Genomic DNA, 24,028 nt, shown 5'->3' on the forward strand with positions numbered 1-24,028 from the left:
AATAGTTCCATCGAGTTTCAAAACACTCATTTTAGCCAAAATTAGCAATACACTAACTACTTATTCGAACATTGTCGATAGTAGTAGTTTCAACCGGTTTGCTTGGTTTACTGCACTGGAGCCTGGATCGTAGTCGATGGCAGCAATGCGCACGTCTGGGTAGGCAGCGGATAGTGTTTTAACCATGCCTTTACCTGTAACGTGGTTTGGTAAGCAGCCGAATGGTTGCAAGCATACGATTTGTTTAGCCCCTTTTTCAATGAGGTCAATCATATCGCCTGTGAGGAACCAACCTTCACCGCATTGGTTACCAAGACCAATGTAGTGAGCCGCTTCTTTTGCTACTTCTGTCATACGTTGTAGAGGGTCAAAGTTTTTAGACGCTGCTACTGCTTTAGCATATGGCAAGCGGTAGAGTTCAAGGGCTTCACGAGCCAATGTACCAAAGAAGCCAGATAGCCATGTGCCATCAAGGTGTTTAGCACGGTATGTGCTGTCCATTGCGCAGTATAAGAAGAAATCTAATAAACCAGATGTAACGACTTCGCCACCTTCTTTTTCAATGAGTTCATTGATATGGTTGTTAGCACTTGGGTGGAATTTAACGTAAATTTCACCTACGACGCCAACGCGAGGTTTTTGTACATCTTTATTGACCGGCAAGTTATCAAAGTCATGAATGATTTCTTTGATGTACTTATTATACTGACGAAGACTTGCAGATGTAATGTTTTCACGTAATTTTTTAATCCAGTAATCACATAATGCATCTGTAGAGCCCGGGTTAGTTTCGTAAGGACGTGTAGCCAATACGCATTGCATGAGGGCATCACCGTAAACAACAGCTTGAATCATGCGATGCAAGAAACCTTTTGTCAATTTAAAGCCTGGTTGACGTTCCATATCGCTTGCATTAAGAGATAGGATTGGCACTTGTTTCATACCAGCGTCAATCAACGCTTTACGCAAATAACCAATATAGTTTGTAGCACGGCACCCACCACCTGTTTGAGAGATGATAACAGCTGTTTTATCGATATCGTATTTACCAGATAATAGTGCAGACATGAGCTGCCCTACAACGATAATCGCTGGGTAACATGCATCATTATTGATATATTTCAAGCCTACTTCAATATCGTCACGCGTTGGAGCTGGCAACATTTCAAAGTTATAGCCTTCATTTTTGAGGACTGGATCCAAGAGGCTAAAATGCAATGGTGACATTTGTGGCACCAAGATTTTATAAGTCTTACGCATTTCCTCTGTGAACACCACGCGATTATAATCGTAGGTTGGTAATTGTTCTTCCACCACTTCTGGTGCCTCTGGGTTGTGATGACGACGCAAGCTACGTTCCATTACAGATTGCAAGGAACGCAAACGAATCGTTACAGCCCCAAGGTTTGTACCTTCGTCAATTTTGAGTAAGGTATGAATCTTATGGTTTGCTGAAAGTATATCTTTTACTTGATCCGCTACAATAGAATCGAGACCGCAACCAAAGGAGTTAAGCTCAACAATTTGGAAGCCTTCTGTTCTACTTACGAATTCAGCAGCGCGGTATAGACGGCTATGGTAAGACCATTGGTCTACAACACGTAGATGCTTGATTTCATTACCAAGTGGCGCAACGCCATCTTCTGTAAGAACAGCCATACCAAGGGATGTAATAAGCTCTGGGATACCGTGATTAATACCAGAGTCCAAATGGTATGGACGACCAGCCAATACGATGGTAGGAATTTGTTCTGCTACGAGGCGAGATACTGTTTTCTTTGTCGTTTCACGGTAAGAAGCCTTACAATTTTCTTGTTCTTCCCACGCTTTTTCAACAGCGTTAGCAATATCTTTCTTCTTGAGATTCAAGAAGTCCAATGCTTTCACAAGAGCAGGAACAAGAGATTTCTTATCAGCTAATGGCAAGAATGGTGCGTGGAATGGAGTATCCCCCAGAACCTCCTGCATGTTGTTTTTGATAAGCTCTGGATAGGAAATAACCATTGGACAATGGTAATTATTGTCGCGGCTAAATTCCTTAGGGCCATGTTGAATACAAGGGTACCAAACAAAGTCTACTTGTGCATTCGCAAGGTCGCGAATATGACCATGAACAGCTTTTGCTGGGTAGCAAGCTGTATCGGATGGAATCGTATCAATAGCCTTGTTGTATTGTTCCTTTGTAGTGTAATCGGAAAGGATTACTTCATAGCCAAGTGTATTAAAGAATGTAAACCAGAATGGGAAATCCTCATACATATTGAGGACGCGAGGAATACCTACGCGCATTTTACCTTCGAACTCTGAAATATTTTTCTTCAAATAATAGTCGAAGTAACGACGCAATTTAACATCTACTAAGTTAGGAACTGCTTTGCGTTCCTCTTGAATCATACCGCCCGCACCGCGGTCACAACGGTTACCCGTTACGTAAGTACGACCATCAGAGAAAGCATTGATGGTAAGCATACAGTTATTGGAGCAAAGTCCGCAATTGCGCATTGTCGTAGATACTTGTAAGGAGTTAAGACCATCACTATCGAGCAAAGTACTTTTTTCCTTTTGTAACTCTTCTGCCGTTTCAGCTGCAAGAAGAGCCATACCATAAGCACCCATCAAGCCGGATACGTCAGGACGAATTACTTCTACGCCCATCAATTTCTCGAAGGCACGCAATACGGATTCATTGTAGAATGTACCACCTTGTACAACGATATGATCACCCAATTCTTTAGGGTCTTTTACCTTAAGAACCTTATAAAGAGCATTTTTAATAACAGAGTAAGCAAGACCTGCTGCGATATCTTGTACCGTAGCACCTTCTTTTTGAGCCTGCTTAACCTTAGAGTTCATAAATACAGTACAACGAGAACCCAAGTCGATTGGCAAGGATGCCAATAAACCTTCCTTCGCGAATTGATCGATTGGAATGCGTAGACCGGATGCGAATGTATCAATGAAGGAGCCGCAACCAGAGGAGCACGCTTCGTTCAATACGATATCTTCGATATAGCCATCGCGAACCTTACAGCATTTCATATCTTGACCGCCGATGTCTAAGATAAAGGATACATCAGGGCAGAAGTAACGAGCTGCACGATAGTGAGCCATTGTTTCTACTTCGCCAATATCGATACCAAGGGCGCGTTTAAGAAATGCTTCGCCGTAACCAGTTACACCAGAATGCGCAATATACGCGCCTTTTGGTAACAGTTCATAAATCTTCTCGATCATTTCACGAGATTTTCCTAATGGTTTACCATGATTAGGACCATAGTGAGAGAATATGATTTCCTTATTGCTATTGATGAGAACTACCTTAAGAGTAGTAGAACCAGCATCAATACCAAGGTAACAAGGACCTTGCGCATCTTCAATATTCGCTTTTGGCGTTACTGCCTTAGCGTGACGAGCGCGGAATTCTTCTAATTCTTGTTCATTTTTAAATAGAGGTTCTACACGATCTGTAGCCTCCATAGGAATACCGATGAGGGCACCAATTTCCTTTGTTAATTGACCAACCGTAATCTCACGACAGTCTTCTTTCATCAAAGCCGCCCCTAAGGCGATGAATAATTCACCATTTTCAGGGATAATGCGATGCGCTTCATCTAGTTCTAAGGTATCGCAGAAACATTGACGAAGTTCGGATAAGAATGTTAACGGCCCCCCAAGGAATGCTACATTACCTTCAATTTTATGACCGCATGCAAGGCCCGCAATTGTTTGGTTTACAATCGCTTGGAATACGGATTTTGCAATATTTTCATGAGATGCGCCTTGGTTTAACAAAGCTTGTACGTCTGTTTTAGCAAATACGCCACAGCGTGCTGCAATTGGATAAATCGTATCAGCATTCATGGCCAATTGGTTAAGACCAGATGCATCAGTTTGCAATAAAGTCGCCATTTGGTCGATGAAGGCACCTGTACCACCTGCACAAGAACCATTCATACGGTGTTCTGCCGTTTGACCTAAATAGGTTACCTTCGCATCTTCACCACCAAGTTCGATAATAACATCAGTTTCTGGATACAACGCTTTTACAGCACGTGTTTCAGCAATAACCTCTTGCACGAATGGAATGCGTACCTTTTCAGCCATCGCCATACCACCAGAACCTGTAATACATACATGAACTTGATCATTTTCATGGCCCACTTGAGCCTCTTGGAGCAAGGTATATACGGTGTCCAAAATGTTTGCATAATGGCGTATGTACTTTTTATACAAATAATTATCGTGTTCGTCTAATAGTACAACTTTAACAGTTGTAGAGCCCACGTCAATACCCATGCGTAGCATGTGTTGCATAAATACCTCTCTTTTCAAAAAACGTATGACCACACAAGATCATACTCATATTGTGAAAGTAGTACATTGAGCATGAATCTAAAATAAAATGCACCAAACATCTAATTAACTTAGATAAGGATAGACTTTCACAAAAACATCTAATTTTTTAAATATCCTATACATATTATACAACAAATGTAGATAAAATCTATGTTTTTCTATATTCCAATGAGTTATATGGAATATGACTAAACTTGAATAACACCTCTACATCGAGATAGGATGTAAAATTTATTATATCATTCTAAGATGAAAAAAAGTGTACCTAACAGCACATAACTTAAGCAACAAATAGGTAAATATTATTTCTATTTCTATTTCAATTAACAAGAATAAGGGAATACAAAAAGAGGCTTCCATGAAATCATTGAAGCCTCTTGTATTTGTATTGTTCATTATATACTTTTGAGTTTTATTATTCACTCTATATAGGTTACAAAACCTTTTTATATAATCCGATAAGATCATCATGGTTAGCTGGGTATGGATTAAATCTATAACACATATCCTCTAGTGCTCTATCTGCCATGAGGTTAAGTTTTGGTTCAGATGTAGCCTTATCTACACCAAATTCAGTCAGTGTCATTGGACATTCTAAAGTTCGTTGTAGTTTTATAATCGCCTCTAGTAATGCACCTATTTTATCTCCATCGGATGCTTTATGCGATGCAAAGCCCAACTTAGCAGATAGATGGGCATATTTCTTGGCCACCTCTTGGTTACGAGAGCAATTAAATCCAATTACATAAAGCAAAAGCATACTGTTAGCTAGACCATGAGGCACATGAAATTGTCCTCCCAACTGATGAGCCATGGCATGAACTATACCTAATCCGGCCTTGTTAAAGGATAGACCTGCTAAACATGAAGCCTCATGCATAGACATTCTATCTTGCTCTGTTGCTGTTGGCTTATGACATCTTGGTAAGTAAGTAAAGACTAGCTCAATCGCCTGTTGTGCCAACGCATCAGTAAAATTATTTGCAGCCGTTGCTACATAGGCTTCCAATGCGTGAACTAGCACATCCATACCACTGAATGCAGTAACACTTGGTGGAGATGTTTTTACAAATAATGGCGTTAATAATGCTTCATCTGGTAATACCGCATCATCCACAAGAGGATATTTAATTTGTGTTTCACTATCTGTAAGAACAGCAAAAGAGGTCACTTCTGATCCAGTTCCACTAGTAGTAGGAACAGCAATAAAGGATTTGATATCCATATGCTTTAACTTACGACCAAAGTAAGCAATGCCCTTACTCATATCGATACAGGAGCCCCCACCTATGGCAATGATTACAGTTGGTCTAATGCCTTCCATAAACTCAATACCCTTTACTACATGCGTTATGGGTGGATCAGGTACTACATCTGTGTAGATGGTTACCTTATTTTTACTATCCATTAACCCTATCACATACGTAAGGCTGGGAGAATCTTTTAAAAATGGATCGCATATGATAAGGATAGATTCATTAGAAAACGCTGTAAGACGGTTCAATGAATCTGGCCCTGCATAAATCTGGGTTGGAAAAGTCCATTGATTCATATGCTCACCACCTATCGAATATTAAATCCTGTTGTTAAGCAACATCTACGACGTCGCGCAAAGCAACGAGCCGATGTAGTAGATTCTCCAGTAGGTGTAGCAATTGTAAAGGTTGTCGTACCCTCACCACTAAATCCAAGCCCTGCATAGGACGGACCATTCTTAACAAAAATGGAAGTTTTCATTTTACGAGCCATCCGATTGAGGCGTTCCATATTCAAGGAATGCATTGTGGCCGTATGATGTAAGCCTGCTTCTAACATCAAGCATACATCAAGACCTTCGTCAAAGCTATCTACTGTAACAACAGGTAAAATAGGCATTAACATCTCAATTACTGCAAAGGGATGATTTTTTGGAGCCCGCATGATAATTAACCGTGGATCACCATTGTACGGAACATGTGCTGCATCAAGAATAACGCTTGCATTTTTACCGACAAATTTTTTATTTGGTGTCCCATTCGGTAACACTGTTAAATCGACTAGGCGTTGAATATCTTGTTGATTTTCAAGGAGAACACAACCTACTTTTACCATTTCTTGAACTAGCTGTGGCTCGATTTGGCGCATGGCTACAACGCTCTTTTCAGCGATACATAGAATATTATTATCTAGACTAGCGCCAAGAACAATATCTTGAGCGGCCTTTTTAATATCTGCCGTTTCATCTACAAAGGCCGGTGGATTGCCTGCACCAGCACCAATAACCTTTTTACCACTTTGAAGGGCTTGTTTTACTACGCCAGGACCTCCAGTAACAACTAATAGGCTCACATCTGGATGTAGCATCATCTCTTGAGCAGACTCAATAGATGGTTCTCGAAGTGTAACAATAAGGTTTTCAATACCAATCGATTTGGCGATGATTTGATTAAGTTCACTAACTAGCAATCGACTAAGATGCTTAGCACCAGGATGAACACTAAAGAATACAGCATTCCCTGCGGCTAGCATACCTATTGTATTACATATTAATGTTTCCGCTGGATTCGTACTTGGCGTAACAGCACCAATAACACCATAAGCAGACAATTCGTATAATGTCATACCATTATCGCCTGTTTCACACTCTGTGACGAGATCTTCTACGCCCGGTGTTTTATCGAGTGTTAGATTTAATTTTAGTACTTTATCCGCAACGCGACCCATCCCCGTTTCTTCAACGGTTTTCTGAGCCAACTCTTGTACTCGTGGACGCATGGCAGCACGGATGTCTGCTATTACCTTTTCACGGGTTGCTAAGGTGCAATCTTCAAAGCGCGCTTGTGCTGCTTTTGCAGCTTGAATTGCTTCATCAACTGTATCAAATACACCTGGCTCAACTTGACCTCTAGGCGCTTGTTTAATAGGTTGTGATGAGGCCATTTCTTGCTTTTGCCCCTGTAATACATCTATAACCATGGAGCGGATCATTTCTTTCAACTGTGTATTGTTTTCCATCATGAACCTCCATATAGGTTGCATTGCTGATGCAATGACCATGTCAACTAACGGTGTACACAATCAAGGATACATTCATGATGTGACACAATAACTAGGTTTAACTCTGGCACCAGCTATTTCCTATACAATTATTTTTCAAAACTATCAATAATACCCACAATAGCACAATCTACTGCGGTGCCTTTATCATCTTCGAAAATATGCCGTGCCGATGAGCCTCGAGTTAAAAGCACATATTCACCTTCACCAGCACATACTGTATCGACGGCGATCTCTATGCGCCCCGTCAACTCTTGTTCTCCATCGAGAATATCTACCATCATCAGTTTCATTCCCTTTAGAGATTCATGCTTTTGAGTAGATACAATACTACCCACAACTTTACCGACTTGCATACTTCTCGTTCCCTTCAATTATTGTGATACCTAAGCGCTCAATTTCATCTCGAGCAGCCATGGTGAACCGTTGTCCCCTATATATGACGATAATAGACTGACTTTCACAAGATCTAACAAAAGAGGCCGTTATCCACGCTTGATGACTGGCATATATAGGACAACCAAATTTATCTAGAAATTTGATAGGCCAATCTAGAATGACTGATGGATTCATCAACGAGGTTACAGGAACTGCTAGGTGTATCGTCACCTCACAGTCATACGCTAATGCACGATGCAAATAGGCAACCCAAGGCACCAATCTATCGCACATTAACTCTCGTATATGACCATAATCTATACCACTGAAAGAAATGAGTTGATTCTGCAACAATATATGCTCATCATAGCTATTGCACTCTGTGACCATAAAAGTAGCAGTGGATGTCATGCGCTTTTCTAGGCGTTCTAGCACCAGTTTAACTAATGCATCCATATTAATGCTCACTTCCCATGGCAATCCCTAAGGGCGTTACAAATTCTGGATACAGTGGCTTATGAACAGGTAACCCTATATATTGACTGAAAGTCTTTGTGAACTCCTCAAAATTAGAGGCACCGCCCACAACAACAATAGGAGTCCCCTTTTCATAACCGCCCTCATGTAACGCACGCTTAGAAATAGCTGCCATTTTTTCAACTACAGGCCGTATGGTTGCATATACATCACGTTTATTCGCTTCATTGCGCTTATAAGCTTCCGCTTCAGGAATAGAGATGCCATAGGCCCCGCTAATAACAAGGTTCATATGGGTACCTCCTGTAGGCTCATCTACGGTATATACAACTCGGCCATCTTTTAAAATACTTATGCCCGTAGTACCACCACCAACGTCGATAACAGCGCCATCGGTGATTCCTAGCACATTAGCAGCAGCGGTAGGCTCGTCTAAAATGCAGGTTACTTCAAAACCGGCACTTTCAAGAACATGACCTACTACCTCTTTATTCTTGCCTATCGTTCCAGGTGGAACAGCTGCTGCAGCATATACAAGCTCTGTGCCTAAGGCAGCTTCCGCCTTAGCCTTTAAAGCTCTCGTAATTGTAACAGCTCCCACATAGTCAACTACAAGGCCATCTCGAATAGATTCGTTGTATTCAAAAGCACCATATATAGGCTTACCTTTATCGTTTACTACGGATAGGACAATAGATGATGTACCAAGGTCAATTCCTACGCGCAAATTTTTTTGATTATGAGAGCTCACTTGTTTAGACTCTACAAGATCAGAGAACTCTTGCAAGGTATTATTTGCCTTTTTCAAACCTTTCATCATATCACCTACTTTACTGTACAATTCTCGCCATCACTGTACCTTGTACATTGGCAGCATTTGCCTCATCTGTATCAATATGGAGTTCTAGAACAAATCCCGGTACGGCCCGAACGATGACATCACCAAATACAGTGGTGCGCTCTGGTGTTTGAATTTCAATATTTACGCTGTCGCCATCGTTTACAGAAAGTCGTTTTGCATCATCAGGAGACATATGAATATGTCGTTTTGCAACGATGCAAATAGGTTTTGTAATTTCCCCATTTTCAGTACATAGAGTAATCTCTGCGGCTGATTCTAAATGACCAGATAGCACAATAGGAGGTTTTATACCCAATGCACGAGCATCGGTCAAAGATACCTCTACTTGTGACTGTTTTCTAAGAGGACCTAATACGCGGACGTTTTGAATGACCCCTTTAGGCCCCACTAAAGTAACTGTTTGTTCTGAAGCAAATTCTCCAGTTTGTTTTAAGTCACTTTTTTTAGTAATAGCCTGGTTAGGGAATAATATATCCCAGTCCTCCTGACATAGATGGACATGTCTATTGCTCACACCTACGGGAATGGACGATTCGAACATGGCTTCGATCACTTCTCGTACGATAGCACGAATCTGTTCCCGATCCATAAGCTATTATCCTTTCTTAGGTAAGATTAATTCTACATCGCTATGAGGGCGTGGAATTACATGAGTAGATACTACTTCACCTACTTTCTGTGCAGCTGCACAGCCCGCATCAACAGCCGCTTTTACAGCGCCTACATCACCGCGAACCATTACTGTTACAAGACCGGAACCGATTTTTTCAGTACCTTCTAATGTAACGTTAGCTGCTTTTACCATTGCGTCAGCCGCTTCAATTGCGCCTACTAAACCTTTTGTTTCTACCATGCCTAATGCGTTATTCATGATAATCTCCTTTATTATTTACTACTTTATTTCTTTTTAGGGTTTTTCTTTGGTGTTATTTTCTTTGTACCTGTTGATTTAGAACTTTTCGGTTCTATGATCGTAGATACTATCTCATCTAACACCTCAACAACCTTTTCATCTAATTGGGGTTTCTCTGTTTCATCAGCTACCTTAGCCGGCTTATCTGTAAAATCATCATTAAAGGATTCTACTAAACCTTCTGCAGGTCGAGGAATTACTTTGTGAGCTACATACAAGTTCATACCTTTTGTAATCGCCACACCGGTTTGAACAGCTGCTTCAACAGCTCCTACATCACCAGCAACCTTTACGGTCATCCAGCCAAGTCCTCTCGCCTTTTCTATTCCTATGAGCCGTACATTTGCAGCTTTAACCATTGCATCTGATGCGGTGATAGCCCCCAGCAAACCAGCTACTTCTAGTAACCCTAGTGAATCTTTCACCATGCCACCTCCCGACGTCTATTTCTTTGATGATTCGCACCTAGGATTCATACATTCCTATACTGTTAGCTACGTTGCATATCTACTAACATTTGACGAATCAAATCTTTTAACTCTGGTTCTTGAGTCTCTGTTTTAGGTTCTTCTTTCGGTTTCAGATGATGTAAGCATTACCCTTATTCTTAGGTCTTTCTCCCATAGTTTCCAGTAAAGCTAATCCCACATCACGTGCTGCTTTTACAGCTTGTTTAACAGCGCCAGAATCACCACTAATTTGTAAAACAACTTCATTACTCATAGCAGAACTCGATGGAGATCGATAACTTACCACATCTACATTAGCGGATTTAACTGCTGTATCTGCCATAACTACACCTATTGCTGCTGGGGCACCTACTAATAACCCAAAGGCTTTACCTTCTGGTGTCCCAAAAGCAGTGACCAAGGCTTCTCCTGCACGCGCTGTATATTGGATCTCCACATGGCCTGCGTCATTCATATATACTTCGCCAAAGGTCCGTTCTAATTCACGTAATGCTACTTCCACAGAACGTCTTACATCGGATACGTCATCGCCACCAAATATGATGAGGGAACCAGAACCAGCGCCACCTTTCATATCACGGGCAAGCTCAATGCTAACAATCTCTGTATTCGTTGCTTTTACAGCTTCATCAGCGGCCATAATTTGCGGCCCTGCACCTGTACGTGAACCTAAGATACCGATGGATCGATATGACTTAGTGAGCTTCATAGCTTCCAATACTTGACTATCAACATTGGCAATTACGAGACCAATTGTATCGCCTGTTGTAGTGCTACCTACGTGTTCAGTAATCATAGAAGTTTGTAGTTGACTTACAGCAGGTGAACTTACAGGTGCCGAAGCACATAATGCATTACTAGTCGCGCCTGAAGTTTTGCTAAAATCAGCACTATCGATACGCATCAATACGCGCTTTAAAATCTCGTCTACCAGACTTTTAGTATCGGCCATAATTATTCACCCTTTGTTGGTAAAATACCTTCTACATCTTTATGTGGTCTTGGAATTACATGAGTAGAGATAACAATGCCTACCCGTTCTGCAGCAGCTGCACCTGCGTCTACAGCAGCTTTTACAGCACCTACATCACCACGAACCATAACAGTAACGAGACCAGAGCCAATTTTTTCATTGCCTACGAGTTCCACATTAGCTGCTTTAAGCATTGCATCAGCTGCTTCAATAGCGCCTACTAGGCCCTTAGTTTCCACCATACCTAATGCTTCTTGTGTCATCTGTTTTCTCTCCTTTTACAAAACATAGCGCAAAGATTACAAATTTATTTTTCTAATAGTTCCACCATGGTACCTATATTCATAAAGGCAAAGTGCGCTGTTTTAAGTAGTTGTACCATGAGTACAGCACCAGTACCTTCACCTAACGCCATTTGTCCATGGATTGGAACTTCATCAAGACGAATATTTGCATAAGCCAATGCTGCGGCCATCCCTACCTCGCGAGAATAATGAGATGGAATACCGTATAATGGAGCGTCTCCATTCATTTGAGTAGCACAAGCCATGGCAACTGCTGTAATATATCCATCGATTACAAATGGGATATGTAAGTCTGTACAAGCTACCATAGCACCTGTAATAGCGGCTATATCAAAGCCACCTACGCGGCTAATTACCTCTTTAGGACTATTTAAGTGTCCCTTATGATGAGATAATGCAGTACGTACAAACTCTCGTTTTTGATTCATGTACGCCTCTTCATCAGGGCCAGATCCAGGACCTACAGTTATCCGTGGGTCTAGTTTTGTAAGACCACTCAGGACAGCTGCTGAAGTAGTCGTATTACCAACACCCATTTCGCCAAAGGAAAATAGATTGATACCCGATTCTGCATAGTAAACAACTCGGTTATATCCAGCTTGATATGCTAGGTCAAACTCTTCAGCACTCATAGCAGCACCATCTAATATATTCTTTGTGCCTTGAGCTACCTTTCGATTTATCCCAATACCTTGTGGGCACGCAATGCCTACATCTACCACTTCATAAGGAATATGGTTAAAGATACAGTAATTAGCAACTGCACTTTTACCATCAATCATATTCTGAGACTGTTTACGAGTAATCTCATAGTTATAACCGATTAGGCCATCTACGGAAATACCATTATCTGCAGAAAAGATAATATGCTGAGCCTGAATCTCAGGTTTCATATCTTGCCAAGCGAGACACATTTTTTTGAAATATCGTTCCCATAGACCCAAGCTTTTTGGAATGATCGCCTTATTTAAAATAAATTGATTAAGTTGTTCTTCAAACACTTTGTCCATGGAAAAACCTTCTTTCAACTAACCATATATGTAGTTACATAATTGTTTTAACGACTCTTCGTCGTGAACTGATATTTCAAAAATCTCAGTGGCTCCCGCTAGTTTAAGATTGCGCCTAGGCGCCTCAACATCTTTACCCGTATCCACCTTTGATACAACCCCTATAACCTCGCGATTTAATGAGTTTCCAAAGTTTGGCGGGAATATGGTTGTTTCATCACCTGCAGGAATCATGAAAATCACTACGTCCGCATCATAGGCGTGCAAGATAATGCCTCGATAGTAATTAGGATTCTCCATATATTCTCCAGGAGTATCGATGAAGTTTCCCACTCTCGTTATAGCTTGTGTCTTATGATACGTAGCCGAGCCATGAGTAATCGTATCTGCTAATGTAGTCTTACCACAACCGCTACGACCTACTAGAAGGATGCGTTTTTCTTTCTTTTCGGTGCTCATAATTACCCTTTCATTAGGATCTTGTTAAATCCGTTGGGAAGAATCCTAATATGCGTTGCAGACCTTCAATTACGCTGCGCAAAGCAGATTCAACAGCAGATACATCACCAGTTATGAGAAGTGCCCCCGAAAATCTATCGATGAAACCGATTTCGATATCACCAGATTTACTTGCAATATCGGCTGCAATAATGGTCCCTTCGCCAGGTGTTATGGTAAGAATTCCAATGGCATTGCGCCCTTTTTCCTCAAGTCCCATTTTTCTAAATAGATCTGGCTTAGGATTGGCAATAACATGGGCTATCGTAACCTGCTTTCCAGGTACAAACTCTTGTATGATGCGCTGTTTTGCATCAATTACCTCTTGAAAGGCCATATAATCTCCTCCTAATGTAATATGTATTCTTTAAACTATACTGACATGTTATAGTTTGTCGTTGTTTTATATACTCTAGCTATAGTTAAGGTGCCACTAATTGGAAGAACAACACGGCTAAGCCTGCCCCAATCAATGGGCCAATAAATGGTACCCATGCATATTGCCAGTTCGCAGTTCCTTTATTAGGAATCGGTAATAAGAAATATGCTAACCGCGGACCAAAGTCACGGGCTGGATTTAATGCATATCCAGTAGTTGCGCCAAAGGACATACCAATGGATGCTACCAAAATACCGATGACCATAGGTGCTAAACCATCGGCCATTTTTCCTAAGCAGAGAATCGCTAGCATAAACATAAATGTTGCTATGATTTCAGATATCAAATTGAAAGGTTTATTATCAATAGCTGGACCTGTTGCAAAAATCCCTACACAGTTTCCTTCGTCAGGACCGGTTACTTTAAAGTGTGGATAATAGAACAATGCAGCAATGGCAGCACCTGTAAAACCACCTGCAATTTGAGCTATGGACATGGGAATGACTTGATCCCAAGGGAATATACCTGCTACAGCAAGAGCAAAGGTAACGGCAGGGTTCAAATGCCCTGGGCCACCAAGTGTAATCCCTACATATACACCAAAGGATACGGCAAATGCCCATCCGAAGATAATGTGTAGCCAGTTAGTACCAAAAATACTAACAATGGTTTTCTTTAACAAGATAGATGCATTGGTAGTATTACCAAATGCAATTAAAACGGCAGTACCAACAAACTCACTAATATACATTTGCGTTACGTCCATTGTTTTCACCTCATTGAGTTAACAGAGATTGTAATGCATGAGATGCAATGTCCATATCCTGTGCCACGGTACCACCGCTAATGCCGAGTCCACCAATCATCTTTCCATTAATCATGATTGGATATCCGCCACCAAAGGTGCAAATTTTACGGTTTACCATGGATTCTATGTTGAATAGATCGCCATCAGGCTGTGCGCTTGGATGTATTTCATGAGTTGCTGATTTAAGCGCCACTGCGGTGTACGCCTTTGCCTGTGCGATGTCGTTACTGATGAGCAATGCATCTGACATACGTTGGAAATACATTAATACACCGTTTGCATCTACTATAGATACAACGATAGGTACGCCTATGGACTGAGCGTAGTCCAATGCCGCTTGTGAAAGCTTCGTCATAATACGCTCTAACTCTGTTCTAGTTGACATATAAATAACTCCACTTTCAGCAGTATGCTCTATATTACTTACGCATTGATTGCTTTCTGTCAGTATTTCCTCACGACTAGTTGCTACACGTTCTGAAACGCGTTCTACAATTGTTTCTACAAATTGTATATAGTCTTCCATGCGAGCCATGATATATAGAGCATCAGATAGTCGATTAATAAATTTACGAACCTCATCGCGAATAGGTTCTACAGAACCTAAGCTTATAAGCAATCGTTCACCACGACGACAAATGGTACGTGCCACGTGTAACTCTGCAGCAGATAGATAATTTCCGCTTAATATAAAGCTATGTTGCTGTGGCAATCGCGTTGTATAGTCATCGATCATATATTCCAATTCGCTTATATCTTGTTGTGAAATTAGATTGCTACTTTCACTTAGATTTTCCACATGAGGCGTAGCTATCTCCGCACATAAACGGAATAGCTGATGTTGTAATGTGTGAAGCACATGTTTATTGTCTGGCGAGACGACTAATTTCTCACATACACTAACCTGTGCATTTAATTCATCAAAGGTTCCATATGTGTCCACACGAAGTGAATTCTTAGGTACTCTAGTGCCATCAAATAAGGCCGTTGTACCTGCATCACCGGTTTTCGTATAAATAGCCATATGCACCACCTCTAAAGTTAGTTAGATTTAAAAAGCTACTTCCAGTCGTTCATCAGAAACGAAAGGATTACCTTTTACAAGGCGGGCTGCATTGACACCTAAGGTGCGTAAGCTATCTGGATATTGAGCATAGCCCGTAAGTCGATAAATAAATTGATGCATTGGTATGTTTTTATAGGTCAACACAATCGCCTCATCATCAACGCCTATCCCAACAGATAAAGCGGAATTACGAGATGCTAGGTCGGCCAATGTCATATGCGTACCACTATGGGACTCAATGACAACAGGAAGACCTTCCTCTTCAATTCCATATAGTACGGGTTTTAGTATATCCTCACTGATATGCTCTGTAGTATACAGCAATATGGTTGGCTTACTGACGATACTTTGATCCATCATAGGCCTCCCTTCTGTACATAGGATAATACCAATCCTGTTGCTACCGCATTTCGTGCCCCTTCAACGCCTCGAATGTTGCCTCGCCCCGCTACTAATGCATATTGTGAAAGTGCATCGGTTACGAGTTGAGGAATTTCAAAGTCTAATGCAGAACCACCTACGATAACTACGAATGGTATATCTCGCACATTATGAGTAGGACTAACAGATGCCAAAGCGCGGAGTGAATTTGTGACAAATACCCGTTTCTTTGCGGTTTGACGAACACGCTTAATCGTTTCTAGAGGGATATCTCGCTCTACAGGAACGAGCCCATCTGGCGTTACGATAACAACGCGGCCAAACAATGCTGCCGAAAGTGGTTCATTAAAGAACTGCACCGTTCCATCTTCGTGACGAATGTGATATACACTGAGTACTTGAGCCAATGGGTCTCGTTTGATGGCTTCTGCAATATGCATATCCTCTAAACCAAGTTCAGAATTGATGAGCATAGTTACCATATTTCCTGCCCCTGCAAGATGAATGGCTTTAATTTTTCCTTCTTGGTTAATGATGGATGCATCAGTTGAGCCTGCCCCTAGATCGAGTATGGCCATTGGTTTTGCTGTCCCCGGTGTAGTCAAAGCGCCTAAGATAGCTGATTCAGCCTCTTCACCACCGATTTCAACTGGTACGCCTAACTCTTTTTCTACCTGCTTTGCAATGATTTCCATTTGTAGATGATCTGACTTAACCATGGAGGCAATGCCTACGGCTTGTTCCATAGAGAACTCACCTGCAAGGCCGCCCTTTACATTGATAGGAACAGCTACATCTACGGCTAGCAAATCTTGGATAAATACATCTTGAGGGGATTTATTCGTCAATTGAGCCATTGTAAGGCGAACCTTTTCAAGCATGCCACCTACGTTCGTACCGGCTTCACCACTAATATCATCGATAGGATGAACAGATTCGAGAGTTTCCATAATTCTCTCTGCCCCAGCAGATACATCGACGGATATGGTTCTATCGTTCCCCATTACAATAATGGAACCCGCTGGTATTACCCGCTCTTTAACGTCCCCTGCCGGTGTTTTAATAACGACTGCAGATCGATTACCAATGAGGGCTCGAGCGATAGGCACAATATTCTTTGTTTCCTCTGGTGAAAGCTCAAATACAGTGGCAATTCCATAAGGATTCGATAATTGTGATACTACTTGCCCCGGTTCTACAACCTCTACAGCAGAAAGCATGCCCATTGGGATTTTATCGATATACGCAACCTCGTCTACGATAGGAATTTTATGATCCAATCGATTGTTAACGAGTACGCCGTCATCGGCTTGAAGAATAGCAGCTCGAATATCATAACCTCGCTTACAGTACGCATTAATAAGCTGTGCTACCAATTCAAAATCGATAATCTTTGGAGCTACCACGATGTATGGCTGACCTTGTGGCTTATCAATCAGTTGCTCAATGGGAACCGTATAGCCTACGCCAAGGCCTAGACCACCTGGTGTTTTAGGATTGTGACCAATCATGGTAGATTCTGTAATTATGGTTTCCGTAATCGTTTCCATAGCCACATCACCGATAACTGGTGTAGCCTCATTAATACGAACTAAGTCAATGTCTCGTAGTGTAAGATTAGCAGACCTGATTAGCGACTTGAGGGCATCCATGAGACCTACGATATTTTCGCGTGTTCCTTTAATGCCTGTGGTACTAGCTATTGCAGAAGATAAGAACTTTACCTCGCCATTGCTATGAATTTCGGCCAAGGCCGCTTCGGTTGTAGAGTTTCCGATATCGATGCCAACAATTCGTTTCATAATGACATCTCCTATAGGTTAATTATCACCTTTAAGTTTTTTACGACGTTCGTAATTTTCTGCAGCTTCTCGTACAAAGTTTGCACAAATTGGAGCCCCTAAACCATCAAGTTCGCTAGCAATATCTAACAGTTCTTGTTTGGAAGAACGATATGGACGAAGTGCATTATACATTTCAAGTAAACGTTTATCACTTACCTTTGTCATTTCTGCAGCACGAGAGAAGTTGAGTTCAATTTGATCTCGGCCCCCAGCCTTAGCAATTTGACCTTGGGCTTTCAAAATAGATGGAGAAATTTTTAAATCGTCCATTGTAATATGTCCAGCCATTACGTTATCCATCGTAATATGGCTTAAGTCTCGACCTTGACCAAGATCAATCCATTCTGGATGTTTTTTAGCAATCGGATAATCTTCGATTGTAGCCACTCTATCTACTGTATTAGTTGTAGATGGTGTATGAGGCGCTGAGTACTGTGTTGTACTTCCTTTCGCCCCTTCTATTTCAGATACGATCTGCCGAATTAAGGCTTCTAATTCGTTAGCCATAGTAAACCTCCTTATACAGTGACACGAACTTCATCAGCTGGCTTACCTTTTACTACATGCTTAGTTTCCTTGATATGAAGCAATGCAGATAATGCTTGGTATTTTGGACGAGCCATTTGATCGTTCAATGTTGGTACTGGTGTTGGGGATTCGCCCTTAGCATATTTAGCAGCATTTTTACCGATAGCACGGTATGTTTCAGCTGTTAATAGCGGTGCTTGAGGGAATAATTCCAAATTTGAAAGTGGTTGTAAATCGCGTTGATGAATCAAGGTTGTACCTTTAGATTGAATACCAATACATACACCAGATCCAGAAATAGAATCACCTTCAACGGCTACGGCTGCTACGTCAGAGGAACGGTATACGCGAATGACACGAGCTTTTAAACCTTCTTCTTCAATGCCTGCTACTAATTGGCGAATTACCTCTTGATGCGGTACACCAACGATAGTTTGTCGTTGACTACGGCCAAAGGCAGGGCCAACAGCAATAACCACTTCGTCTGCGCTTGTACCAGGTTGTGCAGGGCTACCAGTTTGGAGCCAGCTATCGTCACCAGTTGGATCTTCATGCCTAGGAGCCGCACTTGATGCTATACTTTCACCAACATTAGCCTTGAATTGTGGTGCTTCATGAACACCACCCATTTCTTGTAAAACGTCTAGGATAATAGAACGTAATACATCTCTATTAATTTCAGCCATTATGACACCTCCTTATATATCCCGTGGATCAATGGCGTTTGGAATATCTTTAATGCGTTCCCAATCTTCACCTTCCACACGATAACCTGTGCCAACACCTTGATAGTCATTTCTATTGTTAATCGCGGATATAACATTAAAATCACGGTCAAAGATGGCCGATGTTTGTAAGTAATCGCCGGAGATTTTTTGTTTTAATAGATTTAAAATACTTTGTGCCACATCAGGATGACCTTCTTTAGCTAAGCCTTTTACAAAGTCAACGCCAGTAACACCGCGATTCAACAAGTCTTGAGCCGCTTTAATATCTGCAACCTTATCGCGAGGAGGCATATCTTTAGAGCCATTCGCATAGGTAGCAGCCTCTACCTCTTGATCTGTAATCGGAGGCAAGCCTAATGCTTTGAACAAAGCTTGTAGTGCACGAGCCGCTTTATTACGAACTGCTACTACTTCTTCTTCGCGAGCAGGGATAAGACCGCCATTTACCTTGAGGTCACGTTGGATAACTGTCCAGTCATCATAGTCCTCTGCATCCCAGTTGGACCCAGCAAACATGTTGTCATAGTTTGGTGTAGAGCTATAACCAGAACAGATAAAGTCAGTACCTGGTGCAAATTGCATCAATGTACGAGCTGTTCTACGCAAATCAGAATGACTGAATGTTTGGTCATTACTAGATGCACATTCTAGGTCAAGCATAGCTGCTACAAGGTTTTCTGCTAATACAGCGCGGATACCAGAAGGTACAGCTGCTGGAATACCGATACAGCTTACAGAACCATTTTGGATACCTTGTACGCCAGCGCCTTTTGTGAGGTATAGGCAACGGATTTCAAGGTACAACATAGATTTACCTTCTGCTTGACCCATTTGTACTTCAGAACCTGTACCAGAGGTGAAGCGCATTTTAAGACCACGAGATGCATAAGCAGATGCAAGGAATCCTTTAGACCAAGGTGTATCATCACCATCGGTAAATACGTCTTCTGTACCATATACGGAAATTGTTTCTGCATATGCTGTGAAGCCACGCATACCAAGTTCCAATTCTGTTGCTTCTTCCAAGGAGCATTGTGTCAATACACCTGGGCGACCACATTGAGAGCCTACGAGTAAGCTAATCGCATTAAGTGGTGCGTAACGAGCAACGGCTACTGTTGTTTCTTCTTCTGCAAACCCACGAAGTGCGCCTTCCGCAGCATCCGCTGCGATTTGCACTGGATTGTCGTTTACGTTTGTTACATGGGCTTGGTTAGCCATTGTACGACGCGCACGCATTTTTTGCATACATTGCATCATTTCAACAACGTTCATAGAAGAAACAACTTCCAACATTTTCGCTGGAGTAATAGATTTACAAATCTTAACGATTTCTTCACGAGGTACTGATGGTGTAAGCATCATATTAGCAATCTCTTTTGAATCCTTTGCCATTGCTTGTTCAGCACCATCGAGAACGATACCGTAATTTGCAATAAATGTATCGATAAGATCAAAATCTTCGCGGCGTTTACCATCGAGTTCAACAATGCGACCACCTTCGATTTTGAGGCTAGGCTTTGGATCTTGAGGAGATTCCATGGCTATAAAACCTTCCTCTACCCATTCCTTTACATAACCATCCTGATTAACAGGACGTTGACTTAAGACTTCGAAACGTTTTGATTTCATAGGGCATACCATCCTTTCAAATTAGATATAGGAAGGGGCTCCGTTCACTGGTTCGTCACCCATCGTACCTAGCAATTTCTTACCTACTTCACGAGCAGAAATAACCGCTTGTCGTACAGCCCCAGAATCGCCAGAAATCTGTAAAATTACTTCGTTAGAATTGCTTGTACCTGCAGAAGGAGATGCATAACCGATTACATCAACGTTTGCAGATTTGACAGCTACATCAGCCATAACTACGCCAATAGCTGCTGGAGCACCTACGATAAGACCAAAGGCTTTACCTTCAGGAGCGCCAAATGCTGCATTTACTGCATGACTAGCGCGTGCTGTATATTGAAGTTCAAGATGTCCCGCATCGTTTGCGTATACATCGCCAAAAGTACGTTCCACTTCAGCCAATGCAACTTCAATAGCGCGTTTTACATCGGATACATCATCACCACCAAAGATGATAAGAGAGCCATGACCTGCTCCACCTTTAGTATCACGAGGTAATTCAATGCTAACAATTTCAGTATTGGTTGCTTTTACTGCTTCATCAGCAGCCATAATGTGTGGGCCTGCACCAGTACGAGCACCTAAAATACCGATGGAACGATATTTTTTCTTTAGTTTCATCGCATCTAATACTTGTTGATCTACGTTAGCAATTACGAGACCAATAGTATCACCAGTTTTACTAGTCCCTACAAATTCAGTTAATCCACATGTTGTTGCCATAATACCCTCCATACGTATAATGAAAGTATCTATTTACAGAAAACTATGTTGCGGTATACCATTTTATGTTTTTTATCATTTCTTTAATCATTCATATGTATGCAACCCTAAATTCTGTACACCATATATTGCTATAGAGCATGCCTTGCTATTCAGTCACAACCCATCGGACTCAATCCTTTCTAAATACATGTACTATAAGGCTTTTATCTACCTTTATTATAAAAATTATTAAATGCAACTTTTTTATGTATATTCGTAAAATGCGATTTTTCTATTACTAAAATACGACAATCCTGTTATACTTATACATGTAAAAGCAAGAAATAACGTAATTTTATAGGTATATGAATTTTAGGTGGTATGTCACTTTTCTCTTTTCTCAGGTTTAGAGCCGTCCCATTAGATAGAGAGCAAGTAGAGCTATTTTAGCGGTGTGCTTACTAGACCTCTTAACACATTTGTGATTGGAGGTTTTACCATGATTTGTACGAATGAAGATACTAAGCTTATTAATGAAATCATGCGCGATTTCACAAACATAACAAAGATTGCGGCTATTTTTGTTAATAATCGTGGAAAAGTGTTATCTCAAGAATATAACTTTTCCCCTTTTTGCAAGGTTGTAAGGCGCAATCCAATCTATGCCAAGCGCTGCAATCAATGCGACTTATATGGTGGTCTAGATGCTACAAAAGAACTATCATCCTGCCCGTATCGCTGTCACATGGGCCTCATCGATTTCTCTGTTCCGGTTATGAAAGATGGAGCCATTTTAGGATTTATTATGGCAGGTCAAACAAAAACAGAAGATACGACGATCAAACCTATTCTTCCTACCCAAACCGATTGGCATGATGACACCAAACTTCGTGCCCTATATCGGACCTTACCAGTTTTGACAGCTGAACAAATTTACAGTGCTACAAAGGTTTTACGGATTTTGGTTGAACACTACTTCCCATTTAACGATGCCATAGCAGAAGAGATGCCTTATGAACAATTGCCAGACTTTGTGGAGTCTGAACGACCTATTAATCGTCCAGAAATTCGAAAGGCTATGTTATATATAGAAAAAAATCTGAGCAAACGAGTGTCGCTCAGAAGGATTTCGGAACATATTCATTTAAGTGAGTCCTACTTCTCTAAGATTTTTAAAGATGATACGGGACTTTCAGTAGTGCAATATATAACACTATTACGCATACAAGAAGCAAAAAAACTATTAGTATATTCCCAACTAACAGTTAATCAGATCAGTAAAACATTGGGCTATAACAGAACTAGTTATTTCTGTAAAATTTTCAAAATGGCTACCACTGAAACACCACATTCATATCGGAAAAAATATGCAAAACCAATTGATGCATAATATAATAAAAAAGGCGTAACACCAATGGTGTTACGCCTTTTTCGTATCTATAGAGTTTGTCATGAGAAGGTATTGTATCAGATACATATAGTATTAACGATCAATTAGAACGCTGGGATGATAGCTCCCTTGTAGTGTTCTTCGATGAACTTCTTAACTTCTGGAGATTGTAATGCTTTAGCTAATTTTTGGATAGCTGGTTTATTTTCATCACCAGGGTTAACAGAAAGAAGATTTGCATATGGAGAGTCAGCTTTTTCTACGAATAAGCCATCTTTTGTAGGATTAAGACCAGCTGGCAACGCATAGTTAGCATTGATTACTGCTGCATCTAAATCTTGGATAGAACGAGGAATTTGAGCTGCTTCTAACTCAGTAATTTGAATATTTTTAGGGTTGCTAGTTATATCAAATGGTGTGTTAGTCAAACCAGTTGGATCTTTCAATGTTACTAGACCAGCACTTTGCAACAAGAGAAGTGCACGAGCACTATTTGTTGGGTCAGATGGAATTGCTACTTTTGCACCATTTGGCAAGTCTTTCAAGTCTTTAATTTTTTGAGAGTAAATAGCCAATGGTTCAATATGAACTGGTGCAAAGCTTACAAAGTTTGTACCATGATCTTTATTGTAGTTATTTTGGTAAGGTACGTTTGCAAAGAAGTTTGCATCTACTTCATGGCTAGATAGAGCCATATTTGGTTGGATGTAGTCTGTAAATTCAACGATTTGTAAGTCTACACCTTCCTTAGCCAAAATAGGTTTAACTTGTTCTAAAATTTCAGCATGAGGTACAGGATTTGCTGCTACCTTTAATACCTCTTTAGAGCCACTAGAGCTCGCGTTATTTGTGGAAGAGCCACAACCACTAATCAATAAGGACGCCCCCAGTACGGCCGTAGCTGCTAATGCTAACCATTTTTTCATGTAATCCTCCTATCTACGATGAAAACCTACATCTCAGACGAGGACTCATACGTATACAACATTCGTAGATATTATAATAAATCTATTTTTCTTATCTTGTATCTACATTTGATTATTTAATAATTTCGATGTAGTAAGTATATCAATTTAATTCCTACTCGTATAATAGATTTTATATATGTATTAATATAACTTTAATCTATAGCAAGATAAGAGTAATTACATTTAGCTATGCCAAATACATAAAAACGGTACTAAGCTGATTCCCCGTACTACTAGGTAATATACCTAATAGATTCAATCAAACTTAGTACCGTTATACATATCGCTCTATATAATAAACAATCTAATCAAAATCAAAAA

General features: G+C 40.8%; 24 protein-coding genes. 1 reads left to right on the forward strand and 23 read right to left on the reverse strand.

Features of this window, described 5'->3' with window-relative positions; all coding sequences use genetic code 11:
• Positions 1-60: 60 nt before the first annotated feature.
• The 22 genes from VCHSUH04_RS01220 to pduB (VCHSUH04_RS01325) all read right to left on the reverse strand — a co-directional run bounded on the left by VCHSUH04_RS01220 (position 61) and on the right by pduB (VCHSUH04_RS01325) (position 21,367).
• The gene (locus VCHSUH04_RS01220) at positions 61-4,314 is read right to left on the reverse strand and encodes a 2-hydroxyacyl-CoA dehydratase (protein ID WP_105084991.1); all 4,254 of its coding nucleotides are present in this window, start codon (positions 4,312-4,314) and stop codon (positions 61-63) included.
• Between the two features lie 475 nt (positions 4,315-4,789).
• Positions 4,790-5,908 (reverse strand): 1-propanol dehydrogenase PduQ, encoded by a 1,119-nt coding sequence (locus VCHSUH04_RS01225; RefSeq protein WP_105084992.1) that lies wholly within the window; start codon positions 5,906-5,908, stop codon positions 4,790-4,792.
• 11 nt (positions 5,909-5,919) lie between these two features.
• The gene (locus VCHSUH04_RS01230; RefSeq protein ID WP_233188215.1) at positions 5,920-7,353 is read right to left on the reverse strand and encodes an aldehyde dehydrogenase family protein; all 1,434 of its coding nucleotides are present in this window, start codon (positions 7,351-7,353) and stop codon (positions 5,920-5,922) included.
• A gap of 128 nt (positions 7,354-7,481) precedes the next feature.
• Entirely contained in the window at positions 7,482-7,748 is a 267-nt protein-coding gene (locus VCHSUH04_RS01235; RefSeq protein WP_024066335.1) for a EutN/CcmL family microcompartment protein, read from the reverse strand.
• The gene (gene pduM, locus VCHSUH04_RS01240; RefSeq protein ID WP_105084994.1) at positions 7,735-8,226 is read right to left on the reverse strand and encodes a PduM family microcompartment protein; all 492 of its coding nucleotides are present in this window, start codon (positions 8,224-8,226) and stop codon (positions 7,735-7,737) included. Before pduM ends, VCHSUH04_RS01235 begins: the two co-directional genes overlap by 14 nt.
• A 1-nt stretch (position 8,227) precedes the next feature.
• The gene (eutJ, locus tag VCHSUH04_RS01245; protein ID WP_233188216.1) at positions 8,228-9,067 is read right to left on the reverse strand and encodes an ethanolamine utilization protein EutJ; all 840 of its coding nucleotides are present in this window, start codon (positions 9,065-9,067) and stop codon (positions 8,228-8,230) included.
• Positions 9,068-9,077: 10 nt separating this feature from the next.
• Positions 9,078-9,698, reverse strand: coding sequence for a phosphate propanoyltransferase (gene pduL / locus VCHSUH04_RS01250; protein WP_105084995.1), 621 nt, complete (start codon positions 9,696-9,698; stop codon positions 9,078-9,080).
• A gap of 6 nt (positions 9,699-9,704) precedes the next feature.
• Entirely contained in the window at positions 9,705-9,980 is a 276-nt protein-coding gene (pduA, locus tag VCHSUH04_RS01255; RefSeq protein ID WP_005385294.1) for a propanediol utilization microcompartment protein PduA, read from the reverse strand.
• Positions 9,981-10,006: 26 nt separating this feature from the next.
• The gene (locus VCHSUH04_RS10360) at positions 10,007-10,450 is read right to left on the reverse strand and encodes a BMC domain-containing protein (RefSeq protein ID WP_105084996.1); all 444 of its coding nucleotides are present in this window, start codon (positions 10,448-10,450) and stop codon (positions 10,007-10,009) included.
• A gap of 151 nt (positions 10,451-10,601) precedes the next feature.
• Entirely contained in the window at positions 10,602-11,444 is an 843-nt protein-coding gene (pduB, locus tag VCHSUH04_RS01265) for a propanediol utilization microcompartment protein PduB (protein WP_105084997.1), read from the reverse strand.
• A 2-nt stretch (positions 11,445-11,446) separates the two neighbouring features.
• Complete coding sequence (pduA, locus tag VCHSUH04_RS01270) at positions 11,447-11,728, reverse strand: propanediol utilization microcompartment protein PduA (protein ID WP_005385289.1); 282 nt, start codon at positions 11,726-11,728, stop codon at positions 11,447-11,449.
• 44 nt (positions 11,729-11,772) lie between these two features.
• On the reverse strand, positions 11,773-12,780 hold the full coding sequence (locus VCHSUH04_RS01275) for a nicotinate-nucleotide--dimethylbenzimidazole phosphoribosyltransferase (protein ID WP_105084998.1): 1,008 nt from the start codon (positions 12,778-12,780) through the stop codon (positions 11,773-11,775).
• Positions 12,781-12,798: 18 nt separating this feature from the next.
• Positions 12,799-13,239, reverse strand: a complete 441-nt coding sequence (locus VCHSUH04_RS01280; protein WP_105084999.1) for a EutP/PduV family microcompartment system protein — start codon at positions 13,237-13,239, stop codon at positions 12,799-12,801.
• A gap of 13 nt (positions 13,240-13,252) precedes the next feature.
• Positions 13,253-13,615 (reverse strand): ethanolamine utilization microcompartment protein EutS, encoded by a 363-nt coding sequence (gene eutS / locus VCHSUH04_RS01285; protein ID WP_038117203.1) that lies wholly within the window; start codon positions 13,613-13,615, stop codon positions 13,253-13,255.
• Positions 13,616-13,700: 85 nt separating this feature from the next.
• Positions 13,701-14,423 carry an MIP/aquaporin family protein gene (locus VCHSUH04_RS01290; RefSeq protein ID WP_105085000.1) on the reverse strand — a complete coding sequence of 241 codons (723 nt, stop codon included), beginning with the start codon at positions 14,421-14,423 and terminating at the stop codon, positions 13,701-13,703.
• Between the two features lie 10 nt (positions 14,424-14,433).
• Positions 14,434-15,489 carry a cob(I)yrinic acid a,c-diamide adenosyltransferase gene (locus VCHSUH04_RS01295; protein ID WP_105085001.1) on the reverse strand — a complete coding sequence of 352 codons (1,056 nt, stop codon included), beginning with the start codon at positions 15,487-15,489 and terminating at the stop codon, positions 14,434-14,436.
• Positions 15,490-15,516: 27 nt separating this feature from the next.
• Positions 15,517-15,891 (reverse strand): glycerol dehydratase reactivase beta/small subunit family protein, encoded by a 375-nt coding sequence (locus VCHSUH04_RS01300; protein WP_105085002.1) that lies wholly within the window; start codon positions 15,889-15,891, stop codon positions 15,517-15,519.
• On the reverse strand, positions 15,888-17,714 hold the full coding sequence (locus tag VCHSUH04_RS01305) for a diol dehydratase reactivase subunit alpha (protein WP_105085003.1): 1,827 nt from the start codon (positions 17,712-17,714) through the stop codon (positions 15,888-15,890). The genes VCHSUH04_RS01300 and VCHSUH04_RS01305 overlap by 4 nt, the downstream gene beginning before the upstream one ends.
• Positions 17,715-17,732: 18 nt before the next feature.
• On the reverse strand, positions 17,733-18,263 hold the full coding sequence (locus VCHSUH04_RS01310) for a diol dehydratase small subunit (protein WP_105085004.1): 531 nt from the start codon (positions 18,261-18,263) through the stop codon (positions 17,733-17,735).
• 11 nt (positions 18,264-18,274) lie between these two features.
• Positions 18,275-18,970, reverse strand: a complete 696-nt coding sequence (locus tag VCHSUH04_RS01315) for a propanediol/glycerol family dehydratase medium subunit (protein WP_146104556.1) — start codon at positions 18,968-18,970, stop codon at positions 18,275-18,277.
• Positions 18,971-18,982: 12 nt separating this feature from the next.
• On the reverse strand, positions 18,983-20,644 hold the full coding sequence (locus tag VCHSUH04_RS01320; RefSeq protein WP_105085006.1) for a propanediol/glycerol family dehydratase large subunit: 1,662 nt from the start codon (positions 20,642-20,644) through the stop codon (positions 18,983-18,985).
• Between the two features lie 21 nt (positions 20,645-20,665).
• The gene (gene pduB / locus VCHSUH04_RS01325) at positions 20,666-21,367 is read right to left on the reverse strand and encodes a propanediol utilization microcompartment protein PduB (protein WP_105085007.1); all 702 of its coding nucleotides are present in this window, start codon (positions 21,365-21,367) and stop codon (positions 20,666-20,668) included.
• Between the two features lie 481 nt (positions 21,368-21,848).
• Here pduB (VCHSUH04_RS01325) and VCHSUH04_RS01330 point away from each other — a divergent pair, with 481 nt between their 5' ends.
• Positions 21,849-22,739 carry a PocR ligand-binding domain-containing protein gene (locus tag VCHSUH04_RS01330; RefSeq protein ID WP_105085008.1) on the forward strand — a complete coding sequence of 297 codons (891 nt, stop codon included), beginning with the start codon at positions 21,849-21,851 and terminating at the stop codon, positions 22,737-22,739.
• Positions 22,740-22,843: 104 nt separating this feature from the next.
• Here the strand turns inward: VCHSUH04_RS01330 and VCHSUH04_RS01335 are convergent, their stop codons facing one another.
• A complete protein-coding gene (locus tag VCHSUH04_RS01335) occupies positions 22,844-23,665 on the reverse strand; it encodes a MetQ/NlpA family ABC transporter substrate-binding protein (protein ID WP_060924427.1) in 822 nt (273 codons plus the stop codon).
• Positions 23,666-24,028: the final 363 nt, after the last annotated feature.

The organism is Veillonella sp. T14073-2 (assembly GCF_002959875.1).
GTDB classification, from domain to species: Bacteria; Bacillota; Negativicutes; order Veillonellales; family Veillonellaceae; genus Veillonella; species Veillonella infantium.

Coding starts and splice junctions, on each gene's coding strand:
- VCHSUH04_RS01220 (WP_105084991.1), bottom strand. CDS start 4,314: ATGCAACACATGCTACGCATGGGTATTGACGTGGGCTCTACAACTGTT.
- VCHSUH04_RS01225 (WP_105084992.1), bottom strand. CDS start 5,908: ATGAATCAATGGACTTTTCCAACCCAGATTTATGCAGGGCCAGATTCA.
- VCHSUH04_RS01230 (WP_233188215.1), bottom strand. CDS start 7,353: ATGATGGAAAACAATACACAGTTGAAAGAAATGATCCGCTCCATGGTT.
- VCHSUH04_RS01235 (WP_024066335.1), bottom strand. CDS start 7,748: ATGCAAGTCGGTAAAGTTGTGGGTAGTATTGTATCTACTCAAAAGCAT.
- pduM (WP_105084994.1), bottom strand. CDS start 8,226: ATGGATGCATTAGTTAAACTGGTGCTAGAACGCCTAGAAAAGCGCATG.
- eutJ (WP_233188216.1), bottom strand. CDS start 9,067: ATGATGAAAGGTTTGAAAAAGGCAAATAATACCTTGCAAGAGTTCTCT.
- pduL (WP_105084995.1), bottom strand. CDS start 9,698: ATGGATCGGGAACAGATTCGTGCTATCGTACGAGAAGTGATCGAAGCC.
- pduA (WP_005385294.1), bottom strand. CDS start 9,980: ATGAATAACGCATTAGGCATGGTAGAAACAAAAGGTTTAGTAGGCGCA.
- VCHSUH04_RS10360 (WP_105084996.1), bottom strand. CDS start 10,450: ATGGTGAAAGATTCACTAGGGTTACTAGAAGTAGCTGGTTTGCTGGGG.
- pduB (WP_105084997.1), bottom strand. CDS start 11,444: ATGGCCGATACTAAAAGTCTGGTAGACGAGATTTTAAAGCGCGTATTG.
- pduA (WP_005385289.1), bottom strand. CDS start 11,728: ATGACACAAGAAGCATTAGGTATGGTGGAAACTAAGGGCCTAGTAGGC.
- VCHSUH04_RS01275 (WP_105084998.1), bottom strand. CDS start 12,780: ATGGACAAAGTGTTTGAAGAACAACTTAATCAATTTATTTTAAATAAG.
- VCHSUH04_RS01280 (WP_105084999.1), bottom strand. CDS start 13,239: ATGAGCACCGAAAAGAAAGAAAAACGCATCCTTCTAGTAGGTCGTAGC.
- eutS (WP_038117203.1), bottom strand. CDS start 13,615: ATGGCCTTTCAAGAGGTAATTGATGCAAAACAGCGCATCATACAAGAG.
- VCHSUH04_RS01290 (WP_105085000.1), bottom strand. CDS start 14,423: ATGGACGTAACGCAAATGTATATTAGTGAGTTTGTTGGTACTGCCGTT.
- VCHSUH04_RS01295 (WP_105085001.1), bottom strand. CDS start 15,489: ATGGCTATTTATACGAAAACCGGTGATGCAGGTACAACGGCCTTATTT.
- VCHSUH04_RS01300 (WP_105085002.1), bottom strand. CDS start 15,891: ATGATGGATCAAAGTATCGTCAGTAAGCCAACCATATTGCTGTATACT.
- VCHSUH04_RS01305 (WP_105085003.1), bottom strand. CDS start 17,714: ATGAAACGAATTGTTGGCATCGATATCGGAAACTCTACAACCGAAGCG.
- VCHSUH04_RS01310 (WP_105085004.1), bottom strand. CDS start 18,263: ATGGCTAACGAATTAGAAGCCTTAATTCGGCAGATCGTATCTGAAATA.
- VCHSUH04_RS01315 (WP_146104556.1), bottom strand. CDS start 18,970: ATGGCTGAAATTAATAGAGATGTATTACGTTCTATTATCCTAGACGTT.
- VCHSUH04_RS01320 (WP_105085006.1), bottom strand. CDS start 20,644: ATGAAATCAAAACGTTTCGAAGTCTTAAGTCAACGTCCTGTTAATCAG.
- pduB (WP_105085007.1), bottom strand. CDS start 21,367: ATGGCAACAACATGTGGATTAACTGAATTTGTAGGGACTAGTAAAACT.
- VCHSUH04_RS01330 (WP_105085008.1), top strand. CDS start 21,849: ATGATTTGTACGAATGAAGATACTAAGCTTATTAATGAAATCATGCGC.
- VCHSUH04_RS01335 (WP_060924427.1), bottom strand. CDS start 23,665: ATGAAAAAATGGTTAGCATTAGCAGCTACGGCCGTACTGGGGGCGTCC.